The sequence below is a fragment of the Pseudomonas sp. 58(2021) genome (assembly GCF_017491585.1).
In the GTDB taxonomy this organism is placed as follows: domain Bacteria; phylum Pseudomonadota; class Gammaproteobacteria; order Pseudomonadales; family Pseudomonadaceae; genus Aquipseudomonas; species Aquipseudomonas fluorescens_BT.
Map to the genome: position 1 here is coordinate 1 of NZ_JAFGYZ010000001.1, position 21,322 is coordinate 21,322.

At 60.1% G+C, this 21,322-nt stretch carries 22 protein-coding genes; 10 read left to right on the forward strand and 12 right to left on the reverse strand.

Annotated elements, in window-relative coordinates; all coding sequences use genetic code 11:
* Positions 1-74: 74 nt before the first annotated feature.
* On the forward strand, positions 75-1,499 hold the full coding sequence (locus tag J5M72_RS00005) for a peptidoglycan DD-metalloendopeptidase family protein (protein ID WP_207863689.1): 1,425 nt from the start codon (positions 75-77) through the stop codon (positions 1,497-1,499).
* A gap of 3 nt (positions 1,500-1,502) precedes the next feature.
* A complete protein-coding gene (locus J5M72_RS00010) occupies positions 1,503-2,594 on the forward strand; it encodes an anhydro-N-acetylmuramic acid kinase (protein ID WP_207863690.1) in 1,092 nt (363 codons plus the stop codon).
* Between the two features lie 74 nt (positions 2,595-2,668).
* Here the strand turns inward: J5M72_RS00010 and erpA are convergent, their stop codons facing one another.
* Both erpA and argC read right to left on the reverse strand, forming a co-directional pair.
* Positions 2,669-3,019, reverse strand: coding sequence for an iron-sulfur cluster insertion protein ErpA (gene erpA / locus J5M72_RS00015; protein ID WP_207863691.1), 351 nt, complete (start codon positions 3,017-3,019; stop codon positions 2,669-2,671).
* A 166-nt stretch (positions 3,020-3,185) separates the two neighbouring features.
* Complete coding sequence (argC, locus tag J5M72_RS00020) at positions 3,186-4,220, reverse strand: N-acetyl-gamma-glutamyl-phosphate reductase (RefSeq protein ID WP_115079390.1); 1,035 nt, start codon at positions 4,218-4,220, stop codon at positions 3,186-3,188.
* 135 nt (positions 4,221-4,355) lie between these two features.
* Here argC and hemJ point away from each other — a divergent pair, with 135 nt between their 5' ends.
* The 6 genes from hemJ to coq7 all read left to right on the forward strand — a co-directional run bounded on the left by hemJ (position 4,356) and on the right by coq7 (position 8,853).
* Positions 4,356-4,784: a protoporphyrinogen oxidase HemJ gene (gene hemJ / locus J5M72_RS00025; protein WP_207863692.1), complete on the forward strand. Its 429-nt coding sequence runs from the start codon at positions 4,356-4,358 to the stop codon at positions 4,782-4,784.
* A gap of 33 nt (positions 4,785-4,817) precedes the next feature.
* A complete protein-coding gene (locus tag J5M72_RS00030; protein ID WP_169432143.1) occupies positions 4,818-5,786 on the forward strand; it encodes a nitronate monooxygenase family protein in 969 nt (322 codons plus the stop codon).
* A gap of 93 nt (positions 5,787-5,879) precedes the next feature.
* Positions 5,880-6,830 carry a DUF805 domain-containing protein gene (locus J5M72_RS00035; protein ID WP_169432144.1) on the forward strand — a complete coding sequence of 317 codons (951 nt, stop codon included), beginning with the start codon at positions 5,880-5,882 and terminating at the stop codon, positions 6,828-6,830.
* Between the two features lie 61 nt (positions 6,831-6,891).
* Entirely contained in the window at positions 6,892-7,680 is a 789-nt protein-coding gene (locus J5M72_RS00040; RefSeq protein ID WP_007956321.1) for an SDR family oxidoreductase, read from the forward strand.
* Between the two features lie 80 nt (positions 7,681-7,760).
* Positions 7,761-8,099, forward strand: coding sequence for a histidine triad nucleotide-binding protein (locus J5M72_RS00045; RefSeq protein ID WP_003228789.1), 339 nt, complete (start codon positions 7,761-7,763; stop codon positions 8,097-8,099).
* Positions 8,100-8,205: 106 nt separating this feature from the next.
* Entirely contained in the window at positions 8,206-8,853 is a 648-nt protein-coding gene (coq7, locus tag J5M72_RS00050) for a 2-polyprenyl-3-methyl-6-methoxy-1,4-benzoquinone monooxygenase (RefSeq protein WP_007956317.1), read from the forward strand.
* 61 nt (positions 8,854-8,914) lie between these two features.
* Here the strand turns inward: coq7 and speD are convergent, their stop codons facing one another.
* Positions 8,915-9,709: an adenosylmethionine decarboxylase gene (gene speD / locus J5M72_RS00055; RefSeq protein ID WP_007956315.1), complete on the reverse strand. Its 795-nt coding sequence runs from the start codon at positions 9,707-9,709 to the stop codon at positions 8,915-8,917.
* A gap of 237 nt (positions 9,710-9,946) precedes the next feature.
* Positions 9,947-10,369, reverse strand: a complete 423-nt coding sequence (locus J5M72_RS00060) for an OsmC family protein (protein ID WP_003228794.1) — start codon at positions 10,367-10,369, stop codon at positions 9,947-9,949.
* A gap of 237 nt (positions 10,370-10,606) precedes the next feature.
* On the opposite strand from J5M72_RS00060, the gene crp reads away from it, so the two are divergent.
* Positions 10,607-11,251, forward strand: coding sequence for a cAMP-activated global transcriptional regulator CRP (crp, locus tag J5M72_RS00065; protein ID WP_169432146.1), 645 nt, complete (start codon positions 10,607-10,609; stop codon positions 11,249-11,251).
* A gap of 10 nt (positions 11,252-11,261) precedes the next feature.
* Here crp and J5M72_RS00070 read toward each other — a convergent pair whose 3' ends face one another.
* From J5M72_RS00070 to J5M72_RS00085, 4 genes are all read right to left on the reverse strand, one after another.
* Positions 11,262-11,960 carry a lipoate--protein ligase family protein gene (locus J5M72_RS00070; protein WP_207863693.1) on the reverse strand — a complete coding sequence of 233 codons (699 nt, stop codon included), beginning with the start codon at positions 11,958-11,960 and terminating at the stop codon, positions 11,262-11,264.
* Between the two features lie 135 nt (positions 11,961-12,095).
* Positions 12,096-12,932, reverse strand: coding sequence for an indole-3-glycerol phosphate synthase TrpC (gene trpC, locus J5M72_RS00075; RefSeq protein ID WP_119427656.1), 837 nt, complete (start codon positions 12,930-12,932; stop codon positions 12,096-12,098).
* The gene (gene trpD / locus J5M72_RS00080) at positions 12,929-13,978 is read right to left on the reverse strand and encodes an anthranilate phosphoribosyltransferase (RefSeq protein WP_169432148.1); all 1,050 of its coding nucleotides are present in this window, start codon (positions 13,976-13,978) and stop codon (positions 12,929-12,931) included. Before trpD ends, trpC begins: the two co-directional genes overlap by 4 nt.
* A 9-nt stretch (positions 13,979-13,987) precedes the next feature.
* Positions 13,988-14,581, reverse strand: a complete 594-nt coding sequence (locus J5M72_RS00085; protein ID WP_025113531.1) for an aminodeoxychorismate/anthranilate synthase component II — start codon at positions 14,579-14,581, stop codon at positions 13,988-13,990.
* A 402-nt stretch (positions 14,582-14,983) separates the two neighbouring features.
* On the opposite strand from J5M72_RS00085, the gene estP reads away from it, so the two are divergent.
* Positions 14,984-16,894 carry an esterase EstP gene (estP, locus tag J5M72_RS00090; protein WP_207863694.1) on the forward strand — a complete coding sequence of 637 codons (1,911 nt, stop codon included), beginning with the start codon at positions 14,984-14,986 and terminating at the stop codon, positions 16,892-16,894.
* Positions 16,895-16,963: 69 nt separating this feature from the next.
* On the opposite strand, the gene trpE is transcribed toward estP, so the two are convergent.
* From trpE to J5M72_RS00110, 4 genes are all read right to left on the reverse strand, one after another.
* Positions 16,964-18,442 (reverse strand): anthranilate synthase component I, encoded by a 1,479-nt coding sequence (trpE, locus tag J5M72_RS00095; protein ID WP_169432150.1) that lies wholly within the window; start codon positions 18,440-18,442, stop codon positions 16,964-16,966.
* A gap of 71 nt (positions 18,443-18,513) precedes the next feature.
* Positions 18,514-19,332, reverse strand: a complete 819-nt coding sequence (locus J5M72_RS00100; RefSeq protein ID WP_169432151.1) for a phosphoglycolate phosphatase — start codon at positions 19,330-19,332, stop codon at positions 18,514-18,516.
* Complete coding sequence (rpe, locus tag J5M72_RS00105) at positions 19,329-20,003, reverse strand: ribulose-phosphate 3-epimerase (RefSeq protein WP_003228808.1); 675 nt, start codon at positions 20,001-20,003, stop codon at positions 19,329-19,331. The genes J5M72_RS00100 and rpe overlap by 4 nt, the downstream gene beginning before the upstream one ends.
* A 114-nt stretch (positions 20,004-20,117) precedes the next feature.
* Positions 20,118-21,266, reverse strand: coding sequence for an iron-containing alcohol dehydrogenase (locus tag J5M72_RS00110; protein ID WP_207863695.1), 1,149 nt, complete (start codon positions 21,264-21,266; stop codon positions 20,118-20,120).
* Positions 21,267-21,322: the final 56 nt, after the last annotated feature.

Genomic DNA, 21,322 nt, shown 5'->3' on the forward strand with positions numbered 1-21,322 from the left:
ATTTTATACAGTTATTTCATCTTCATCATGTCATTCATCTTTTCCAATTCATCTTTTCAAAGCCAAAATTACTTATGACCACTGAACCGTCTAAAGCGCCACCGCTTTACCCGAAGACCCACCTGCTCGCCGCAAGTGGGATCGCCGCCCTTCTCAGCCTGGCGCTCCTGGTGTTCCCTTCCAGTGATGTTGAAGCCAAAAAGACGACCCTGAGCCTTGAACTGGAAAGTCCCGCTGAACAACTGACACAAGATCAAGACGCTGCTGACGCGGCTCAAGCCACAAATGAACCAGTAGCTTCGCCCTTCGCACAAGTCGAAAACAGTGCAGACGATGCACCCGAAACCGCCCAGGCCGCGCCGGCGCCGGCACCGGTTACTCCTGAAAAGAAAGCTCCAGGCCACAGGGAGGTGATCGTATCCAAGGGTGACACCCTTTCGACATTGTTCGAGAAGGTCGGCCTCCCTGCCGCTGCCGTGCACGAAGTACTGGCAAGCGACAAACAGGCCAAGCAGTTCAGCCAGCTCAAACACGGCCAGAAACTCGAATTCGAACTCAATCCGCAAGGCCAACTGACCAACCTGCACAGCAAAGTCAGTGACGTCGAAACCATTACCCTGACCAAGAATGACAAGGGGTATGTCTTCAATCGCGTTACCGCCAAACCCACCGTTCGTACCGCCTATGTCCACGGCGTGATCAACAACTCGCTGTCCCAGTCCGCCGCGCGCGCCGGTCTGTCCCACAGCCTCACCATGGATATGGCCAGTGTGTTCGGCTACGACGTCGACTTCGCCCAGGATATCCGCCAGGGTGACGAGTTCGACGTGATCTACGAACAGAAAGTGGTCAATGGCAAAGCCGTCGGCAACGGCCCGATCCTGTCCGCCCGCTTCACCAACCGCGGCAAGACCTACACCGCCGTGCGCTACACCAACAAACAGGGCAACAGCAGCTACTACACCGCCGATGGCAACAGCATGCGCAAGGCGTTCATCCGTACTCCGGTGGACTTCGCCCGCATCAGCTCCAAGTTTTCCATGGGCCGCAAACATCCGATTCTCAACAAGATCCGCGCCCACAAAGGTGTCGACTATGCGGCTCCACGCGGCACGCCAATCAAGGCGGCCGGTGACGGCAAAGTGTTGTTGGCCGGTCGCCGTGGTGGTTACGGCAACACCGTGATCATTCAGCACGGCAACACCTACCGCACGCTGTACGGTCACATGCAAGGCTTCGCCAAAGGTGTGAAAACCGGCGGCACGGTCAAGCAGGGCCAAGTCATCGGCTACATCGGCACTACCGGCCTGTCTACCGGTCCGCACTTGCACTATGAGTTCCAGGTCAACGGCGTTCACGTCGATCCATTGGGCCAGAAGCTGCCGATGGCCGACCCGATCGCCAAATCCGAGCGCGCTCGCTTCCTGGCGCAGAGCCAGCCGTTGATGGCTCGCATGGATCAAGAGAAGGCCACCATGCTGGCCTCGAGCAAGCGTTAAGCCATGGCTCTCTACATCGGCGTGATGTCCGGAACCAGCCTCGATGGCCTGGACATCGCCCTGATCGAGCAGACCTCGGCGATCCACCTGATCGCCACACACTACATTCCCATGCCTGAATCGCTGCGCGCCGAGCTGCTTGGCTTGTGCGCCAGCGGCCATGACGAGATCGCCCGTTCGGCCATCGCCCAACAGAATTGGGTGAAGCTTGCGGCCGAAGGTATCCACGTCCTGCTCGAACAGCAACAGCTCAAACCCGCAGCCATTCGCGCGATCGGCAGCCACGGCCAGACCATTCGCCACGAACCGGCACGTGGTTTTACCGTACAGATCGGCAACCCTGCCCTGCTGACCGAGCTGACCGGGATCACCGTTGTCAGTGACTTCCGCAGCCGTGATGTAGCCGCCGGTGGCCAGGGCGCTCCTCTGGTTCCAGCCTTCCATGAAGCCTTGTTCGAAGAGCGTACCGGCAACCGCGCCGTTCTGAATGTCGGCGGTTTCAGCAATCTAAGCCTGATTGAGCCGAACAAACCTGTAGCCGGATTCGACTGTGGGCCTGGGAATGTTCTGATGGACGCGTGGATTCATCGGCAGCGTGGCGAGAACTATGATCGCAACGGTCAATGGGCAGCCAGCGGCAAGGTTGAGCCAACCCTCCTCAAGGCATTGCTCGGTGATCCCTTCTTCTCGACCAAAGGCCCAAAGAGCACCGGCCGGGAAGTGTTCAACCTGCCCTGGCTTGAACAGCAACTGTCCCACCAGCCGGGTTTCGCGCCCGAAAACGTACAGGCAACGCTGCTCGAACTGACAGCGCTGACCATCGTCGAATCGCTGCAAAGCGCTCAATCGAATACTGAAGAGCTTCTGGTCTGCGGCGGCGGCGCCCACAACGCTACGCTGATGAAGCGCCTGGCCGACCTGCTGCCCAACGCGAAAGTCGCCAGCACCGTGACCCACGGCGTAGATCCAGACTGGGTTGAAGCCATGGCTTTCGCCTGGCTGGCCCATTGCTGCCTGGAGGGCATCACCGCCAGTCGCCCCAGCGTCACCGGTGCAAAAGGCTTGCGCGTACTTGGCGCCATCTACCCCAACTAAGACAAAACACAGATGACAAAACGCCGCAGAACCCTGAGGATCTGCGGCGTTTTGTTGTGTTCGGTGAGGCGGAATCAGATCGAGAACGAAGAGCCACAGCCACAAGTCGTGGTTGCGTTCGGGTTCTTGATCACGAACCGAGAACCTTCCAGACCTTCCTGGTAGTCCACCTCGGCACCTGCCAGATACTGGAAGCTCATCGGATCAACCACCAGACTCACACCTTCGCGCTCGACGATGGTGTCATCCTGGGCCACATCTTCATCGAAGGTGAAGCCGTACTGAAACCCTGAACAACCGCCGCCCGTAACGAATACGCGCAGCTTCAAGCGATCATTCCCCTCTTCATCGACCAGGCTCTTCACCTTGTGCGCGGCACCCTGGGTGAATTGCAAAGCCGTGGGGGTGAAGGATTCGACGCTCATGCTGACTTTCTCCCGGCGTTACGCCGCCATAATGCGTGATGACGCGCATTATCCGCTTGTCCTAGAAAATCGGTCAACTATTGTTACGGTATATCAATCAAGCTGATCAACCACCAGAATGCAAAAAGGCCCATTCAACGGGCCTTTTCACGAGTACAACAAGCCGTTACGGCAGCATGCCCGCGTGGGACAGACCAAAGCGCTCATCCAGACCGAACAGAATGTTCATGTTCTGCACCGCCTGACCCGACGCGCCCTTGACCAGATTGTCGATCACCGACAGCACCACCACCAGATCACCATCCTGTGGACGATGAACCGCGATACGGCAAACGTTCGCGCCACGCACACTGCGGGTTTCCGGGTGACTGCCAGCCGGCATCACATCGACGAACGGTTCATTGGCATAACGCTTCTCGAACAACGCCTGCAGATCCACCGAGCGATCAACCACGGTCGCATAGAGCGTGGAATGAATGCCGCGAATCATCGGCGTCAGGTGTGGAACGAAGGTCAGGCCGACATCCTTGCCCGCCGCACGACGCAGCCCCTGACGAATTTCCGGCAGATGACGGTGACCTTTCACCGCATAGGCTTTCATGCTTTCCGACGTCTCGGAGTACAGCGAGCCTACGGCAGCACCACGACCGGCACCGCTGACGCCGGATTTGCAGTCAGCGATCAGGTGGGAAGCATCGGCAATGCCCGCCTCGAGCAATGGCAGGAAACCCAGCTGGGTTGCGGTCGGGTAGCAACCCGGCACCGCGATCAGGCGTGCTTTCTTGATTTGCTCACGATTGACTTCCGGCAAGCCGTAAACGGCCTCGTCCAGAAGCTCCGGCGCACCGTGCGGCTGGCCGTACCACTTGGCCCACTCATCGGCGTCCTGCAGACGGAAGTCCGCGGACAGGTCGATGACCTTGGTGCCCGCTGCCAGCAATTCACCGGCCAATGCGTGGGCAACGCCGTGCGGAGTCGCGAAGAACACCACGTCGCAAGCGCCCAGGGTCTTGATGTCAGGCACACTGAACGCCAGGCCATCGTAGTGGCCGCGCAGGTTCGGGTACATGTCAGCCACGGCCAGCCCGGCCTCGGATCGGGAAGTGATCACAACCACTTCTGCCTGCGGATGCTGTGCCAACAGACGCAGCAGTTCGACACCGGTGTAACCCGTGCCGCCGACGATACCGACCTTGACCATAAACCTGCCCTCAACGAACCCACTGGAAAGCCGTCGATAATAGGGGCCGCGCGTCCCTGCGACAACCGTCAAGGTGACGTGCGGATGCTCAAGCCTCTACTATCCGGCCTACCGTGAATGAGGGAATAACCAAAAATGCTCTATCTATGGATCAAAGCGCTTCATATCGTCAGCATCGTTTGCTGGTTTGCCGGACTGTTCTACCTGCCGCGACTGTTCGTTTATCACGCACAAAGTGAAGACTCGATCAGCAAGGAACGCTTCAGCGTCATGGAACGCAAGCTGTATCGCGGCATCATGGGCCCGGCGATGATCGCCACGCTGATCTTCGGCGGCTGGCTGATTTACCTGAACCCGAGCATTTTCAGCACAGGTGGCTGGATCCACGCCAAGCTGACCCTGGTCGTACTGTTGATCGGCTACCACCACATGTGCGGCGCGCAGGTAAAACGTTTTGCCCGTGGCGAGAACACCCGCAGCCATGTCTTTTATCGCTGGTTCAATGAAGTGCCGGTTCTGATATTGCTGGCTATCGTAATTCTGGTCGTGGTCAAGCCGTTCTAACTTCAACGAGTTCAACTTTCCGGGGTACTTCCGATGTCGCTGCCCGCTCTGCTCGAACAACGTCTGCGTTTGCCCGTCGTGGCCGCGCCGATGTTCCTGATTTCCAATCCAGAACTGGTGCTCGCCTGCTGTCGCAATGGCGTGGTCGGCAGCTTTCCGGCGCTCAACCAACGCGAGAGCAGCGGGTTCAAGGCCTGGCTGGAACAGATCGAAGCGGGACTGGCGACATTGGATAACCCGGCGCCTTATGCCGTGAACCTGATTGTTCACAAGAGCAACCCGCGTCTGGAGGCGGATCTGAACATCTGCGTCGAGCACAAAGTCCCCATCGTGATCACCAGCCTCGGCGCAGTGAAGGAAGTGGTGGATGCGGTGCACAGCTACGGCGGCCTGGTATTCCACGACGTGACGACTCGCCGCCATGCGGAAAAAGCCGCCGAAGCCGGCGTCGATGGTTTGATCGCCGTTGCGGCCGGCGCCGGTGGACATGCCGGTACCTGGAGCCCGTTCTCGCTGATCGCCGAGATTCGTCAGTTCTTCGACAAGACGCTACTGCTTGCAGGATGTTTGAACCACGGCCATGAGATTCTCGCCGCACAACTGCTCGGCGCGGATTTGGCCTACTTCGGTACGCGATTCATCGGTACGACTGAAAGCCATGCGCCCGACGCCTACAAGGAGATGCTGCTGACAGCCAAGGCTGCGGACATCATTCATACTCCTGCCGTGTCTGGAGTCCCGGCCAGCTTCATGCGCCAAAGCCTGGAAGCTGCCGGTTTCGATATGGCGGCGTTGCAAGGCAAGGGTGAAGTGAACTTCGGCGACAAACTCAAACCGATCAACGATGAAGCCAAAGCCTGGAAAACCGTGTGGTCGGCGGGTCAGGGGGTAGGCGAAATCGAGGATCTGCCGAGTGTGGACCAACTGGTGGCGCGCCTCGATGCCGAGTATCGCCAGGCCCTGGAACACGCAGCACAGCTCCCGGACCGCTGGCCGCGTTGAGAAAATTCCGGCCGGTCGCTACCTGACTGGCCTTACACTCGGCGGCTGCGACACGTATCAACCCCATTTTTTCGCGACAAGGATGCCTCGGCCATGAGCGAAACCCGCTACAAGATCGTTTTCGACGGAGCCCTGCAGCCCGGTGTCGATATCACCACGGCCAAACTCAATCTGGCCGAGCTGTTCAAGAGCGACGTGGCCGCCATCGAACGCCTGTTCAATGGCCGCGCGGTTGCCCTCAAACGCGACCTGTCACACAGCGATGCCCAGACTTATCTGCAAGCGCTAAGCAAAACAGGGATCGACGCCCGGATCGAGACGGAAACAGCCATCGAACTGAATCTGGCCGATGTCCAGGAACATTCCGCCACCGTGGCCGAGCCCGATTCGCCTTATGCACCGCCTCGAGCCAGTGTTGGAGAGCAACTGCCGGAGTTCGCCGCACTCAAGCCATTGAGTGTCGAGGGACGAATCGGACGTCTGCGCTACCTGGCATGGTCAATGGTCCTGAGTCTGGTGACCCTGCCAATCATCGGTGTGTTTGCGCTGATCGGTCTGGGCCTGGTGAGCGCCGACTCGACGTCGGGGCTGATCATTGGCGGTATCTTCGCCTTCTTCCTGTTCCTGGCCTTCGCAATCATCGGCATCCTGTTCAGCGTTCAGCGTCTGCACGATATCGGCTGGTCGGGCTGGCTCTGGCTGCTGACCCTGGTACCGTTCGTGGGCAGTTTCTTCCCGCTGGTGATCATGGTCATGCCGGGCAATACCGGCGCCAATCGCTATGGCCCGCCACCTCCACCGAACAGCACCGCCGTCAAAGTACTGTGCTCCCTGTGGATCGTCTTTATCGGTCTGTTCTTCGTCGGCGGCATGCTGGGCGGGATCTCCGCCATCCAGCAGGAGTACGAAACCAGCCTCGAAAGCAGTTATGAAAGTGGTTCGGTGACCGCCGATGAAGTCGATGTCGAAGTCGAGCCCGTGCCGAATTCGGTGGACGATGCAGCCGAAGCCGCACCGGCCCCTGTAGACTCTGCGAAAGAATGAACAGCGCTCCCCGCCGTGACACCTGCGTCCACGGCGCGGAGCTGTTGCGATGGAGAACTGCATGACCCGTTACGCTCTGATCACTGGCGCCTCCAGCGGCATCGGTCTGGCCATGGCCGAAGCTCTGGCCCGCCGTGGCCGCAGCCTGATTCTGGTGGCCCGACAGCGTGATCAGCTGGAAAGCATTGCGATTGAACTGACCCAGCGTTTCGGCGTGGAGGTACTGTTCCGGGCCTGCGATCTGGGCGAGCCGCTGCGCCTGTCCGGATTCCTGCTGGAGCTTGAAGAAGGCGACCGGCAGATCGATCTGCTGGTGAATTGTGCCGGCATCGGAACCTGCGGGCCTTTCCTGGCCCAGGACTGGATGACCGAGCAGGACCTGATCGAGGTGAACATCCTCGCCCTCACCCGCCTGTGCCACGCGATCGGCAACAGCATGGCCCTGCAGGGTGGCGGGCAGATTCTCAACGTGGCGTCGGTCGCCGCGTTCAATCCCGGCCCGTGGATGAGCACTTACTACGCCAGCAAGGCCTACGTCCTGCACTTCTCCGAAGCGCTGCGGGTGGAACTGAAAAAGTGTGCCGTGAAAGTCTCGGTGCTCTGCCCGGGCCCGACGCGCACGGCGTTCTTTCGCACAGCGCAACTGAACAACGACAAACTCAACGCCAGCAAACTGCTGATGAGCCCCGAAGAGGTCGCGCTATACACCGTGCGCGCCCTGGAGAAAAACCGCGCAATCATCATTCCCGGGCGCCGGAACCGCTGGTTCGCCTTTCTGCCGCGACTGGGTTCGCGCTGGCTCAACCGCACCATCGTCGGCATGGTCAACAAAGCTTACTGCCCCCGCTGAAGGGCCGGCAGGCAAATGGCTGGGCGCGGTGTTCCCTCGTGGGTACACTCAGCCCAGCTCACACAACGGAGAAAACAGCTGTGGATACTCTGTTCACCAAGATCATCAACCGGGAGATCCCGGCGAAGATCATCTACGAGGACGACCAGGTTCTGGCGTTCCACGACATCGCCCCACAGGCACCGGTGCATTTTCTGGTGATCCCGAAGAAACCGGTGCGCACCCTCAACGACCTGACCGAAGACGACAAGGCACTGGCCGGGCATATCCTGTTCACCGCCCAGCGTCTGGCGCTGGAGCTGGGTTGCGAAGAAGGTTTCCGGGTGGTGATGAACTGCAATGAAAAGGGTGGGCAGACGGTCTACCACATTCATATGCACGTACTCGGTCAACGCCAGATGAACTGGCCACCGGGCTGATCCACCTCAAAATCTGTGGGGGCGCCCTGCTCCCACATGACCCAGCGCAAACCTTCCCCGGCCGATTCGGTTAAACTGGTCGCCGAGATTCTTCCCGGAGGTCAGCATGACTACCCAACGTCACTATTCGCCAATTGACCGTCTTCTGCTGCAAGCCGATGCCGCGATGCGAACCCTGCTGCCCTTCAGCGGCCAACCGTACCGTCCGTCGCCCGCCATCGTGCAGCCCGACGTGCAGATGAGCGACGAAGACACCCGCCATGTCGCCGGCCTGATGCGCATCAACCATACCGGTGAAGTCTGTGCCCAGGCGCTGTATCAAGGTCAGGCACTGACCGCCAAGCTGCCGCAGGTGCGCGAAGCCATGGAGCATGCGGCCGAAGAAGAGATCGATCATCTGGTCTGGTGTGAACAGCGCATTCATCAGTTGGGCAGCCACACCAGCGTACTCAACCCGCTGTTCTACGGCATGTCGTTCGGGATTGGCGCGGTTGCGGGGCTGATCAGCGACAAGGTCAGCCTCGGTTTTGTCGCAGCTACCGAGCATCAGGTGTGCAAGCACTTGAACGAGCATCTGGAGCAACTGCCGGCCGAGGACGAAAAGTCCCGGGCAATTCTTGAGCAGATGCGTATCGATGAAGAACATCACGCGGAAAGTGCACTGGAGGCCGGCGGATTCCGCTTCCCGGCGCCGGTGAAGTTCGGCATGAGCCTGTTGGCCAAAGTGATGACCAAGAGCACCTACCGAATCTGAAAAACGCCCATAAAAAAGGCGACTGCCGCAAAGCAGTCGCCTTTTTTTGGGCCTGGATTTCTTAGCTCGGCATATTGCGCGCGTAGAAGATTTCCAGCATTTCGTGTTTCACGCGCTCGGTCACCTGGGCGCGTTGCTCGGACGACAGGTTACTGGTGGCATCGCCGAACAGGTAGTTATCCAGTTCGAAGTTCTTCAGTAGCATTTTGGTGTGGAACAGGTTTTCCTGATACACGTTCACGTCGGTCATCTGGTACGCGTCGCGAGTGTCTTCGGAGAGGTAGTTCTGGATCGAATTGATCTCGTGGTCGATGAAGTGCTTGTTGCCTTCAACGTCACGGGTGAAGCCGCGCACACGGTAATCCACGGTCACGATGTCCGAATCGAACTGGTGAATGAGGAAGTTGAGCGCTTTGAGCGGTGAAATGACGCCACAGGTCGACACGTCGATGTCCACACGGAACGTCGCAATACCGGCGTCCGGATGGATTTCCGGGTAGGTATGCACCGTGATGTGACTCTTGTCGAGGTGGGCCAGGATGATTTCCGGCAGCGGACCCGGGGACTCTTCGATCTGGCTTTCGGTCGGGGTCACCGGCTCTTCCGAGATCAGAATCGTGACGCTGGCACCCTGAGGCTCATAGTTCTGACTCGCAATGTTCAGAATGTTGGCACCAATGATTTCGACAACTTCCGTGAGGATCTGCGTCAGGCGTTCGGCGTTGTACTCTTGATTGATGTACTCGACGTAAGCCTGCTGGTCTTGCGGGGTTTCCGCGTAGCAGATGTCATAGATGTTGAAGCTCAAGGTCTTTGTCAGGTTATTGAACCCGTGGAGCTTGAGTTTGCTTTTCACCGTTAAAAACTCTCTATGTATGCGGCCCGGCCGCGTGATCAAGCATGCCCGTCAAGTGCGAACGACGCACCTGCGTAGGACGGTTAACACCTCTTCGCGATGGCGATTTTGGTTATCTGTTCAGGCGGATGACCCGTCGGCTGACCGATCACTGCCCTGAAAAAAGTGGCGCATTATGCAGACGTCAGCGGGGGATCGCCAGAGTCTGCACTGCTTTTATGATAGTTGAATGTCGGTTCAGCCGAGTTCGACGATTTCATAGTCATGGGTGATTGCCACGCCGGCCGCGCCGAGCATGATCGAGGCCGAGCAATACTTCTCGGCAGACAGTTCGATGGCGCGTTTGACCTGGGCTTCTTTCAGGCCACGACCCTTGACCACGAAGTGCATGTGGATCTTGGTGAATACCTTCGGATCTTCGGTCGCGCGTTCGGCTTCCAGGAAAGCTTCGCAGCTTTCAACGGCCTGACGGGACTTCTTCAGGATGCTGACCACGTCGAAATTGCTGCAACCGCCAACGCCCAGCAGGAGCATTTCCATCGGGCGAACACCCAGATTGCGACCACCGGCGTCCGGCGGACCGTCCATGACCACGACATGACCGCTGCCGGATTCGCCGAGGAACATGGCTTCGCCAGCCCATTGGATGCGTGCCTTCATCGCCAAGACTCCACTGTAGAAAAAAGGGTCGCCAGCTTAGCACAGGGCCCCGGTTGGACTGCGAGCGGTGATCCTAGGATCGGATGCCCTTACTGCGTAGGTAATTTCTCGAATTTTCGACGAAGTGTCTGGTAAGCTGGCGCCAATTCACTGGCGCCCAGTCAGTATTTGTAGCGATCGCCTCAGCGCCTCATATAAAAACCAAATATAACCGTGCAGTCTTTTCGGGATACAACCATGGTTGGTATTACCCCCACACCCAAAATCAAGAACCTCGACAAGCTGCTGATGCATTGCCAGCGCCGGCGTCATGCGGCCAAGAGCAACATCATCTGCGCCGGGGACCGCTCGGACACGCTGTACTTCATCATCCGCGGTTCGGTCACGATCCTGATCGAGGATGACGACGGCCGCGAAATGATCATTGCGTACCTGAACGCCGGGGACTTCTTCGGTGAACTGGGCCTGTTCGAACAGGCCGGCCAGGAACAGGAGCGCAGTGCCTGGGTACGGGCCAAGGTCGAGTGCGAAGTCGCAGAAATCAGCTACACCAAATTCCGTGAGTTATCGCAGCAGGATCCAGACATTCTTTACGTGCTCAGCGGACAAATCGCACAACGCCTGCGCAACACCACGCGCAAGGTCGGCGATCTGGCGTTCTTCGACGTCACTGGCCGTGTCGCTCGCTGTCTGCTGGAGCTGTGCAAACAGCCTGACGCGATGACCCACCCGGACGGTATGCAGATCAAGGTCACCCGCCAGGAGATCGGGCGGATTGTCGGTTGTTCGCGGGAGATGGTCGGTCGCGTGCTCAAGGATCTTGAAGAACGCAACCTGGTAGATGTGAAAGGCAAGACCATGGTGGTCTTCGGCACGCGCTGAGTTCGAAAGCTCAGACGGCGTAGATCTGCGCCAGCCTCAAACGAAAGAGTTCATCGAGTCGCGCCAATGCATGGGGCGCCGGAAATTTTTCATGCAGCGCGATGTGGCTGGCAGCACGTACCCGCTGCTCCAGGCCACACGCCTCATTGAAGCGGTTGACCGCCGCGACCATCGATTCGCGCTCGTCCTCCAGCAGCATCGCACCGTGCACCAGGCCCACCGGGCGCTGACCACCCTGACTCTGGCGCCAGCGCTGCGCGGTGCCGACCATCTTGCGGCCGTCGAGGTTGACGTTGAAACGACCGTCGCAGAATGCGCCGTCAATTTCACCCAGCGAAGACACGCCGCCCAACTCATCCAGCAACTGACAGATCGGATCACACAGGCGCCGGTAACCGGTTTCGATGCGATTCAGATCGCCTTCGCTGCGAGGCGGTGCGTAGACCAGTGCAATGTTGATCGTCGACGCCGATTGCGGAACAGGTTCACCGCCGGTTTCACGCAGCAACACCGGCCAGCCGGCAGCGGAGGAGACTTCACAGGCGCGATCGAATCCGGGCAGGCGATTCAAGCGGCGGGGCATGACCAGCGCTCGATCACTGGGCTGCCAGAACAGCAGGCCGAACTCTGCATCGCCGGCGCAGACCGAGGCCAGCAGATCCTGTTCGGCTTGCAGGCCGGCTTCGATGGGCAGGGAAACTGGAGTCATAAAGAAGTCCGTTAGACGATCAGTCTGTGGTGAATCTTATGGCCTCTTCGCGAGCAAGCCCGCTCCCACATCAGGAATGCATTTCTCCTGCGGGAGCGGGCTTGCCCGCGAACGAGTCGACTCGGTCTGAAGGAATCAGTCGAGGGTCGAACCGCTCACCGGAACGCCGCGCTCAGGGAAGAACAGACGTTGCAGTTCAATGCCCGGGCTTTCGGCGCGCATGAACGCTTCACCGACCAGGAATGCATAAACATCACTGATTTCCATCAGTTCGACATCGGCACGGTTGAGAATCCCGCTCTCGGTGATCACCAGACGATCGCGCGGAATCCGTGGCAGCAGGTCGAGGGTGGTTTCCAGACTCACGTCGAAGGTGTGCAGGTTACGGTTGTTGACCCCGACCAGCGGCGTGTCCAGGGTCTTCAATGCGCGTTCCAGTTCATCGCCGTCGTGGACTTCTACCAGTACATCGAGGCCGACGCCTTTGGCCACCGAGGCCAGTTCGGCCATCTTCACATCATCCAGCGCGGAAACAATCAGCAGCACGCAATCGGCGCCCAGCGCACGGGCTTCGACGATCTGGTACGGATCGATCATGAAGTCCTTGCGAATCACCGGCAGCGAGCACGCGGCGCGGGCCTGTTGCAGGTAGGCATCGGCGCCCTGGAAGTAATCGATATCAGTCAGTACCGACAGGCAGGTCGCCCCGCCCTTCTCGTAGCTCTTGGCGATGTCGGCGGGAACGAAGTTCTCGCGGATCACGCCCTTGCTCGGCGACGCCTTCTTGATCTCGGCGATCACTGCCGGTTGTTTCTTCTTGGCCTGCGCCAGCAATGCCTGGGCAAAACCACGGGGTGCATCGGCCGCCTTGGCCAGACTTTCCAGCTCGCTCAGGCTCACACGGGCGCTACGCTCGGCGACCTCCTGAACCTTGCGGGCCAGAATGTTTTCCAGAACCGTCGGTACACTCATCCCTCATTCTCCACTTTGAATACCGCGGTAAAGGCACCCAACTCCTCGAGCTTTTCCCGAGCAAGACCGGTGTGCAGAGCGTCGTGGGCCAGTGCCACGCCCTCTTTCAGACTTGTCGCCAGGTCGGCGGCGTACAGCGCCGCACCGGCATTGAGCACGATCATTTCGGCAGCCTTCTGGCCGTTCTCGGTCTTGCGCTTGCCCAGTGCATCGCGGATCAGCGCCAGCGACGCTTCCGGGCCCTCGACCGACAGGCCGTGCAGACTCTGGCTCTTCATGCCCAGATCTTCCGGCTCGACCCAGTATTCGGTGATCTCGTTGTTCTTCAGCTCGGCCACGTAGGTCGGCGCGGCGAGACTGAACTCGTCCAGACCGTCCTTCGAATGCACCACCAGCACATGCTGGCTGCCCAGACGTTGCAAGACTTCGGCCAATGGCCGGCACAGGGCCTGGGTGAAAACGCCGACTACCTGATGTTTAACGCCGGCCGGATTCGTAAGCGGGCCGAGCATGTTGAACAGGGTACGCAGGCCCAGATCGCGGCGTGGACCGGCGGCGTACTTCATGGCTTTGTGATGAGTCTGGGCAAACATGAAACCGATGCCGACGTTGTCGATGCAGCGTGCCACCTGAACCGGCGTCAGGTTGAGGTAGATGCCGGCGGCTTCGAGCAGGTCGGCGCTGCCGCTCTTGCCCGACACCGCACGGTTGCCGTGTTTGGCCACGGTGCAGCCGGCAGCGGCAACGACAAAAGCCGAAGCCGTGGAAACGTTGAAAATGTTGGCCCCGTCACCACCGGTGCCGACCACGTCGACCACGCCGTCGAGGGTCTTGAGTTCAACCTGGTCCGCCAGCTCGCGCATCACCGACACCGCGCCGACGATTTCGTCGATGCTTTCGCTCTTCATGCGCATGGCCATCATGAACGCGCCGATCTGCGCGTCGCTGCATTGGCCGGTCATGATTTCGCGCATCACGTCGCGCATTTCTTCGGTGCTGAGGTCGAGGTGATCGACGATACGGCTCAAGGCTGTCTTGATATTCATGGAGAGTCCTTAGCGCGTGCCGCCGGTTTGTTTGAGGAAGTTGGCGAACAGTTCATGGCCCTGCTCGGTGAGAATCGATTCCGGGTGGAACTGTACGCCCTCGATGTTCAGGGTCTTGTGACGCAGGCCCATGATTTCGTCGACCGAGCCGTCATCGTGTTGCGTCCACGCGGTCAGCTCCAGGCAATCGGGCAAAGTATCGTGCTTGACGATCAACGAGTGGTAACGAGTGACGGTCAGCGGATGGTTCAAGCCGGCAAAAACACCCTTGTCCTCGTGGAATACCGGGCTAGTCTTACCGTGCATCACCTGGCGGGCACGCACCACGTCGCCGCCAAAAGCCTGGCCGATGGACTGGTGACCGAGACAGACGCCGAGGATCGGCAGTTTGCCGGCAAAATGCTTGATGGCTTCGATGGAGATACCGGCTTCGGTCGGTGTGCACGGACCGGGGGACACCACGATGCGCTCAGGATTGAGCGCTTCGATTTCGGCGATGGTCAGCTCGTCGTTGCGCACAACCTTGACCTCGGCACCCAGCTCGCCGAGGTATTGCACAACGTTGTAGGTAAAGGAGTCGTAGTTGTCGATCATCAGCAACATGGCGTTTCGAACCTCTTGAATTCTGACTTGAAACAGCCTTCGGAAGACTTGCCGGGACGCTGCGCGATGTCGGCCGCGCAAGTGGCGACGGCAAGGCGGCATTTCAAACGGGCAAGGAAGGCAAAGCGATACAGATCCGGCGGGGCCGGCAGAAAAGATTCAGGCGCGCCAACGCCAGCGGGCGTGGGCCTTGATGACTTGATCCAGAAGTTTGCTGGTGATCAACACGGGGAAGGTCTCATTCATACGTCTCGGCACAGTAACTTAGCTGGGCAGAGCGTGCAATATGGCCGGGCCTGAAGGGGGGAAAACTATGGGAGGGTTGACGACCGATGGCAAAACGCCGGAAGTTTTTGGTACTGTCGTTTCGTTCCATACAACAATAAATAAACGGACTTGCTCATGATCAAACAGACGTTGTTTGTACCGCTCGCCGGATGCCTGCTCGCGATGGCCTGCGCCCAGGCGAACGCCGCACCCAATCCTTATTCGAATTTCGTGGTCTTCGGCGACAGCCTGAGCGATGCGGGGACTTTCACCGACAGCGGCGGCCCGGCCGGCGCCACCCAGCGCTACACCAACCGCACCGGCCCGGTCTATCTGGACGGCAGCGGTGAACTGCGCTCGTTGAACTCGACGCAACTGCTTGGAGGCCGCCTCGGTTTCACACCGGATCAGACCGCCTCCTCGTCCTCAGCAGTACGTGCCGGCCAAGGCCAGCCGGACGGTAACAACTGGGCCGTGGGCGGTTACCGCACCGACCAGATTCTCGACTCGATCACCAGCCAGTCCGCCACCGGGGAACGCACCCGCGCCGGTTATCTGCCGTCGAACGGTTTCCGTGCCGACCCCAATGCCCTGTATTACCTCAGCGGGGGCGGCAACGACTTCCTCCAGGGCCGCGTCACCAGCCTGCCTCAGGCCAACGCCGCCGCCGACCGCCTGGTCGACAGCGTACGCACACTGCAAGGCGCCGGTGCCCGCTACATCATGGTCTGGCTGCTGCCGGACATCGGCCTGACGCCAGCCATCAACGGCTCGCCGCTGCAAGCCTTCACCTCGCAACTCAGCGCCCAGTTCAACACCGAACTGGTCAGCCAGTTGCAGAGCGTCAACGCCAACGTCATCCCGCTGAACGTTCCGGTATTGCTAAAAGAGGCGTTCGCCAATCCGGCACAGTTCGGTCTGGCAACCGACCAGAATCTGGTCGGCACCTGCTTCAGCGGCAGCGGCTGCACCGAGAACGCCCGTTACGGGATCAACAGCGCCACACCGGATCCGACCAAACTGATCTACAACGACGCCGTGCACCCGACCGAAGCCGGGCAACGTCTGATTGCCGATTATGCCTACTCGCTGCTGGCCGCCCCATGGGAACTGACCCTGCTGCCGGAAATGGCCCAGGGCACGTTACGTGCGCATCAGGATGAACTGCGCAATCAATGGCTGGCCGACTGGGAGAACTGGCAAGGTGTTGGCCAATGGCGGGCGATTGTCTCCGGCGGTGGTCAGCATCAGGATTTCGATGACCAGCACGCCGCGGCAAGCGCCGACGGCAACGGATATAACCTGAACATCGGCGGCAGCTACCGCCTCGACGATGCCTGGCGCGTCGGTGTGGCAGCCGGTCTCTACCATCAGAAAATCGAAGCCGGCGACAACGACTCCGAGTACAAACTCAACTCCTACATGGGCACCGCGTTCGCCCAGTACCAGCAGAACCGCTGGTGGGGTGACCTGGCCGTTACCGCCGGACATCTGGACTACGACAGCCTGAAGCGCAAGTTCCAGCTGGGGGTCAACGAACGTGGCGAGAAAGGCGATACCGACGGCTATGTGCTGGCCATCGGTGGCCGCGTCGGCTACGACATCGCGCCAGAGGCCAGCAGTCCGTGGCACTTGTCGCCCTTCGTCAGCGCCGATTTCGGCAAGGTGGAAGTCGATGGTTACTCGGAAAAAGGCGCGGACTCTACTGCGCTGACCTTCGATGACCAGTCGCGCAACTCCCGTCGTCTCGGCCTCGGCATCCAGGGCAAATACCAGATCACCGCACAGACCCAGGTCTTCGGCGAATTCGCCCACGAGCGCGAATACAACGACGACGCGCAGGATCTGACGATGAACCTCAACAGCCTGCCGAACAATCGCTACACCCTGGAAGGCTACACACCGCAAACCAACCTCAACCGCCTGAACCTGGGCGTCAGCCACAACCTCACCAAGGAGGTGGCCCTGCGCGCCAGCTACAGCATTCGCAAGGATGACGACTTTTCCCAGCAAGGGGTCAATGTTGGCGTAAGTCTGGACTTCTGATCAGAAGGCAATAAAAAACGCGGCGCCCTCACAGGCGCCGCGCTTTTTTGTGGCTGAGTCCCCCGTCACTCAGTCCGGGGTTTGCTCGGCCAGTGCAACAGCGCGGAACATCGCACGACGCTTGTTGATGGTTTCTTCCCATTCCAGCGCCGGCACCGAGTCGGCAACGATGCCGCCACCGGCCTGCACGTGCAGCTCGCCGTTCTTGATCACCGCGGTGCGGATCGCAATGGCCGTATCCATGTTGCCGTTCCAGGCGAAGTAACCGACCGCACCGCCATAAACGCCACGCTTGACCGGTTCCAGCTCGTCGATGATTTCCATCGCACGGATCTTTGGTGCGCCGGACAAGGTACCGGCCGGCAGGATCGCCCGCAGCGCGTCCATCGCCGTCAGCCCGGCCTTCAACTGGCCGGTGACGTTGGACACGATGTGCATCACGTTGGAATAACGCTCGATGACCATCTTCTCGGTGAGTTTCACCGAACCGATTTCCGAAACACGACCGGTGTCGTTGCGACCGAGGTCGATCAGCATCAAGTGCTCGGCGATCTCCTTGTCGTCGGACAGCAGGTCTTCTTCCAGCGCCACATCTGCTTCTTCGGTAGCCCCACGAGGGCGGGTGCCGGCAATCGGGCGCACGGTGATCAGATTGTCCTCTACCCGCACCAGCACTTCCGGCGAACTGCCGACGACGTGGAAATCGCCGAAGTTGAAGAAGTACATGTACGGCGTCGGGTTGAAGCAACGCAGCGCGCGGTACAGATCGATCGGCGCCGCCTTGAAGTCGATCGACATACGCTGGGACGGCACGACCTGCATGCAGTCACCGGCAAGGATGTATTCCTTGATGGTGTCGACGGCTTTTTCGTAGTCGTCCTGGGTAAAACTGGAGCGGAACACCGGCTCGGCCGCCTGCTGCTTGCTGAAGTCCAGGCCACGGCGCGGGGTGATCGGCTGACGCAGTTTTTCCAGCAGTTGCTGCAATTGCGCCTGGCCCTGCTCGTAGGCATCGGGCTGCGCCGGGTCGGCCAGCACGATCGCGTGCATCTTGCCGGCGAGGTTATCGAACACCACCACCGCATCGGAGACCATCAGCAAAATGTCCGGCACACCCAGCGGATCCGGGTTCGGGCATTTGCCCAGGCGTTTCTCTACATAACGCACGCAGTCGTAGCCGAAGTAACCCACCAGGCCGCCATTGAAGCGCGGCAGACCGGCAATCGTCGGCACGTTGTAGCGGGCCTTGAAGGTTTCGACAAAGGCCAGCGGGTCTTCAACGTCGTGGCTTTCGGTCTCGACGCCATCGACGGTGATGCTGACGTGATGGTCATGAACCCGCAGTACGGTGCGGCACGGCAGGCCGATGATCGAGTAACGGCCCCATTTCTCGCCACCCTGCACCGATTCGAGCAGGTAGGAGTTGGGCTGGTCGGCCAGTTTCAGGTAGATCGACAGCGGGGTGTCAAAGTCGGCCAGGGTTTCGCAGGCCAGCGGGATGCGGTTGTAGCCGTCAGCGGCCAGACGCAGGAATTCTTCGCGGATCATAGGGTGCCTCGTGGTGTGAGGGGCAAATCAGTCAGGTGTGCAAACGCGCCGGCAGGCCGGCCAGGAACAAGTCAGGCGCGCCAACGCCAGCGGGCCAGGGCCTTGATGACTTTCATCCAGAGTTTGCGGGTGACCACCACGATGGCGTTTCCAGAAGGGGGTTGAGAAGCGTCGGGCAACGTTATCTCAGCGGCCGTATCCAGGCAACCGGGAATTAGCTTGCGCAGATCGTCGATCACCAGCGCCGGGGATTCCTCGGCAATCGGCCGGCCATGGTTGTAGCCATAACTGAGCCCAACGCATTTGACCCCCGCCGCTTTCGCCGCCAGCACATCGCTGCGCGAATCGCCGACGAACAGTGATTGCGAGGCAGGAATGCCGGACATCTTCATGACGAAGAACAGCGCCGCCGGGTCAGGTTTCTTCTGCGGCAAGGTGTCGCCGCCAATGATCCACTTGAAGTAGCGGCCGATTTTCATCTGATCCAGCAGCGGCGCGACGAAGCGCTCCGGCTTGTTGGTGATCAGCGCCATGGCCACACCCTGCTTGTGCAGCCATTTCAGGGTGTCGCGCACGCCGGGATAGACCACGGTCAGCTCATGGCTGGCGCCGTAGGCCTCCATGAACACCTCCAGCGCATGCTCGGCTTCGACGTCATCCACGCTGGCATGGTCGATGCCGCCCGCCAGCGCCCGGCGCACCAGCACCGGCGCGCCGTTGCCGACCCACTCGCGTACCGACTCGATACCGGCAGGCTTGCGCCCGAGGGTGAGCAGCATGTTATCCACCGCCGCCGCCAGATCGGGGACCGAATCGATCAGCGTGCCATCCAGATCGAACATCACCAACCGCGGCAGTTGCCCCGGGAACAGCTGCTCAAATCCGCTCATGGGCGGGCCAGCGCCAGTTCGGAACGCATCTTGTCGATGACTTCCTGATAGTTCGGCGCATTGAAGATCGCCGAGCCGGCCACGAAGGTGTCGGCGCCGGCAGCGGCGATTTCACGGATGTTGTTGACGTTGACGCCGCCGTCGATTTCCAGGCGGATGTCACGGCCCGAGGCATCGATGATCGCCCGCGCTTCACGCAGCTTGTCGAGGGTGCCGGGGATGAATTTCTGCCCGCCGAAGCCCGGGTTGACACTCATCAGCAAGACCATGTCGACCTTGTCGATCACGTACTTGAGCACGTCCAGCGGGGTCGCCGGGTTGAACACCAGGCCGGACTTGCAGCCGCCTTCACGGATCAGTTGCAGCGAACGATCGACGTGCAGCGTGGCTTCCGGGTGGAAGGTGATGTAGGTGGCGCCGGCCTCGATGAAGTCGCCGACGATGCGATCCACCGGGCTGACCATCAGGTGCGCGTCGATCGGCGCGGTGATGCCGTACTTGCGCAGCGCGGCGCAGACCATCGGGCCGATGGTCAGGTTCGGCACGTAGTGGTTGTCCATGACATCGAAGTGGACGAAGTCGGCACCGGCGGCCAGAACGTTGTCCACTTCCTCGCCCAGGCGGGCGAAGTCGGCGGAGAGAATCGACGGAGCAATAACGAAGGGCTGCATGACGCACCTTTTCTGAGCTAAATCACGATGGCGCGCATTGTATACCTCAAGTTTCCGCGCGCGCACCGTGACCGCGATGATTGGGTTGTGCCATGACCGATGACTGGCGGGTTCTCAGTACGCCGCCCGGTAGATCTTCTCGATGTCGCCAGCGCTGAGCTTGCGCGGGTTGTTGCGCATCAGCCGCTCGATCCCGGCGGCCTCCACGGCCATGGCCGGAATCGCCTCTTCGGGCACGCCGAAACTGCGCAGGCCCTGCGGGATTTCCACCGCTGCACACAGTTCGGTCATCGCCGTGACGGCACTGTCCGCCGCTTCATTGAGACTCAGATGAGCGGTCTTCACCCCCATGGCTTCGGCGATATCCTGCATCCGCTCGACGCAGGCCATCTTGTTCCAGCTCATAACATACGGCAGCAACAGCGCATTGCTGACGCCGTGGGCAATGTTGAAACGTCCGCCCAGTGGATACGCCAGCGCATGCACCGCGCCGACCCCGGCATTGCCGAACGCCATGCCGGCCATCAGGCTGGCGGTGGCCATGTCTTCCCGGGCCTGCAGGTTGGAGGGATTGGCGTAGGCCTTGGGCAAGGATCGGGCAATCAACTTGATTGCGCCGATGGCCAGCGAATCGGTGATCGGCGAGGCATTCAGCGAGAGGTAGGATTCGATGGCATGTACCAGCGCATCGACGCCACTGGCGGCCGTCACGCTGCGCGGACAAGTCAGGGTCATTTGCGGACTGACCAGCGCCACGTCCGGCAACAGGTAGTCACTGACGATGCCTTTCTTCAGTTGCGCGACCTTGTCCGAAAGAATGGCGACGTTGGTCACTTCAGACCCCGTGCCGGCGGTGGTCGGGATGGCGATCAGCGGCGGGCCTTTGCGCGGCACCTGATCGACGCCGAACAGATCTTCCAGCGCGCCGTGATAACCGGCGTACGCCGCGACACTCTTGGCGATGTCGATGGCACTGCCGCCGCCGAGGCCGATCAACCCGTCATGCCCGCCCTCTCGGTAGACGCGCATGCAATCCTCGACGATGGCGATTTCCGGATCCGGCAATACCCGGTCGAAAATCTCATACTCGCGCTCACCGATTTGCGCCAGCGCCAGCTCCACCGTACCGGACTTGACCAGCGCGGCGTCGGTGACGATCAACGGGTTGTCGATATCCAGCCGCGTGAGCTCGGTCGCCAGTTGCTCGATGGCCCCGGCGCCGGTGATCAGTTTGTGAGCGATCTTGAACGAGGAAAGACTCATCGTGCGCAGCCTCTTATAGATGTGGGAGCTGAGCACAAGCGTAGCTGGGGAATTCG

Coding starts and splice junctions, on each gene's coding strand:
- estP (WP_207863694.1), top strand. CDS start 14,984: ATGATCAAACAGACGTTGTTTGTACCGCTCGCCGGATGCCTGCTCGCG.
- coq7 (WP_007956317.1), top strand. CDS start 8,206: ATGACTACCCAACGTCACTATTCGCCAATTGACCGTCTTCTGCTGCAA.
- rpe (WP_003228808.1), bottom strand. CDS start 20,003: ATGCAGCCCTTCGTTATTGCTCCGTCGATTCTCTCCGCCGACTTCGCC.
- J5M72_RS00035 (WP_169432144.1), top strand. CDS start 5,880: ATGAGCGAAACCCGCTACAAGATCGTTTTCGACGGAGCCCTGCAGCCC.
- trpC (WP_119427656.1), bottom strand. CDS start 12,932: ATGAGTGTACCGACGGTTCTGGAAAACATTCTGGCCCGCAAGGTTCAG.
- J5M72_RS00010 (WP_207863690.1), top strand. CDS start 1,503: ATGGCTCTCTACATCGGCGTGATGTCCGGAACCAGCCTCGATGGCCTG.
- argC (WP_115079390.1), bottom strand. CDS start 4,220: ATGGTCAAGGTCGGTATCGTCGGCGGCACGGGTTACACCGGTGTCGAA.
- trpD (WP_169432148.1), bottom strand. CDS start 13,978: ATGAATATCAAGACAGCCTTGAGCCGTATCGTCGATCACCTCGACCTC.
- J5M72_RS00100 (WP_169432151.1), bottom strand. CDS start 19,332: ATGAGCGGATTTGAGCAGCTGTTCCCGGGGCAACTGCCGCGGTTGGTG.
- erpA (WP_207863691.1), bottom strand. CDS start 3,019: ATGAGCGTCGAATCCTTCACCCCCACGGCTTTGCAATTCACCCAGGGT.
- J5M72_RS00070 (WP_207863693.1), bottom strand. CDS start 11,960: ATGACTCCAGTTTCCCTGCCCATCGAAGCCGGCCTGCAAGCCGAACAG.
- J5M72_RS00110 (WP_207863695.1), bottom strand. CDS start 21,266: ATGAGTCTTTCCTCGTTCAAGATCGCTCACAAACTGATCACCGGCGCC.
- hemJ (WP_207863692.1), top strand. CDS start 4,356: ATGCTCTATCTATGGATCAAAGCGCTTCATATCGTCAGCATCGTTTGC.
- J5M72_RS00030 (WP_169432143.1), top strand. CDS start 4,818: ATGTCGCTGCCCGCTCTGCTCGAACAACGTCTGCGTTTGCCCGTCGTG.
- J5M72_RS00085 (WP_025113531.1), bottom strand. CDS start 14,581: ATGTTGCTGATGATCGACAACTACGACTCCTTTACCTACAACGTTGTG.
- J5M72_RS00005 (WP_207863689.1), top strand. CDS start 75: ATGACCACTGAACCGTCTAAAGCGCCACCGCTTTACCCGAAGACCCAC.
- J5M72_RS00040 (WP_007956321.1), top strand. CDS start 6,892: ATGACCCGTTACGCTCTGATCACTGGCGCCTCCAGCGGCATCGGTCTG.
- crp (WP_169432146.1), top strand. CDS start 10,607: ATGGTTGGTATTACCCCCACACCCAAAATCAAGAACCTCGACAAGCTG.
- trpE (WP_169432150.1), bottom strand. CDS start 18,442: ATGATCCGCGAAGAATTCCTGCGTCTGGCCGCTGACGGCTACAACCGC.
- J5M72_RS00060 (WP_003228794.1), bottom strand. CDS start 10,369: ATGAAGGCACGCATCCAATGGGCTGGCGAAGCCATGTTCCTCGGCGAA.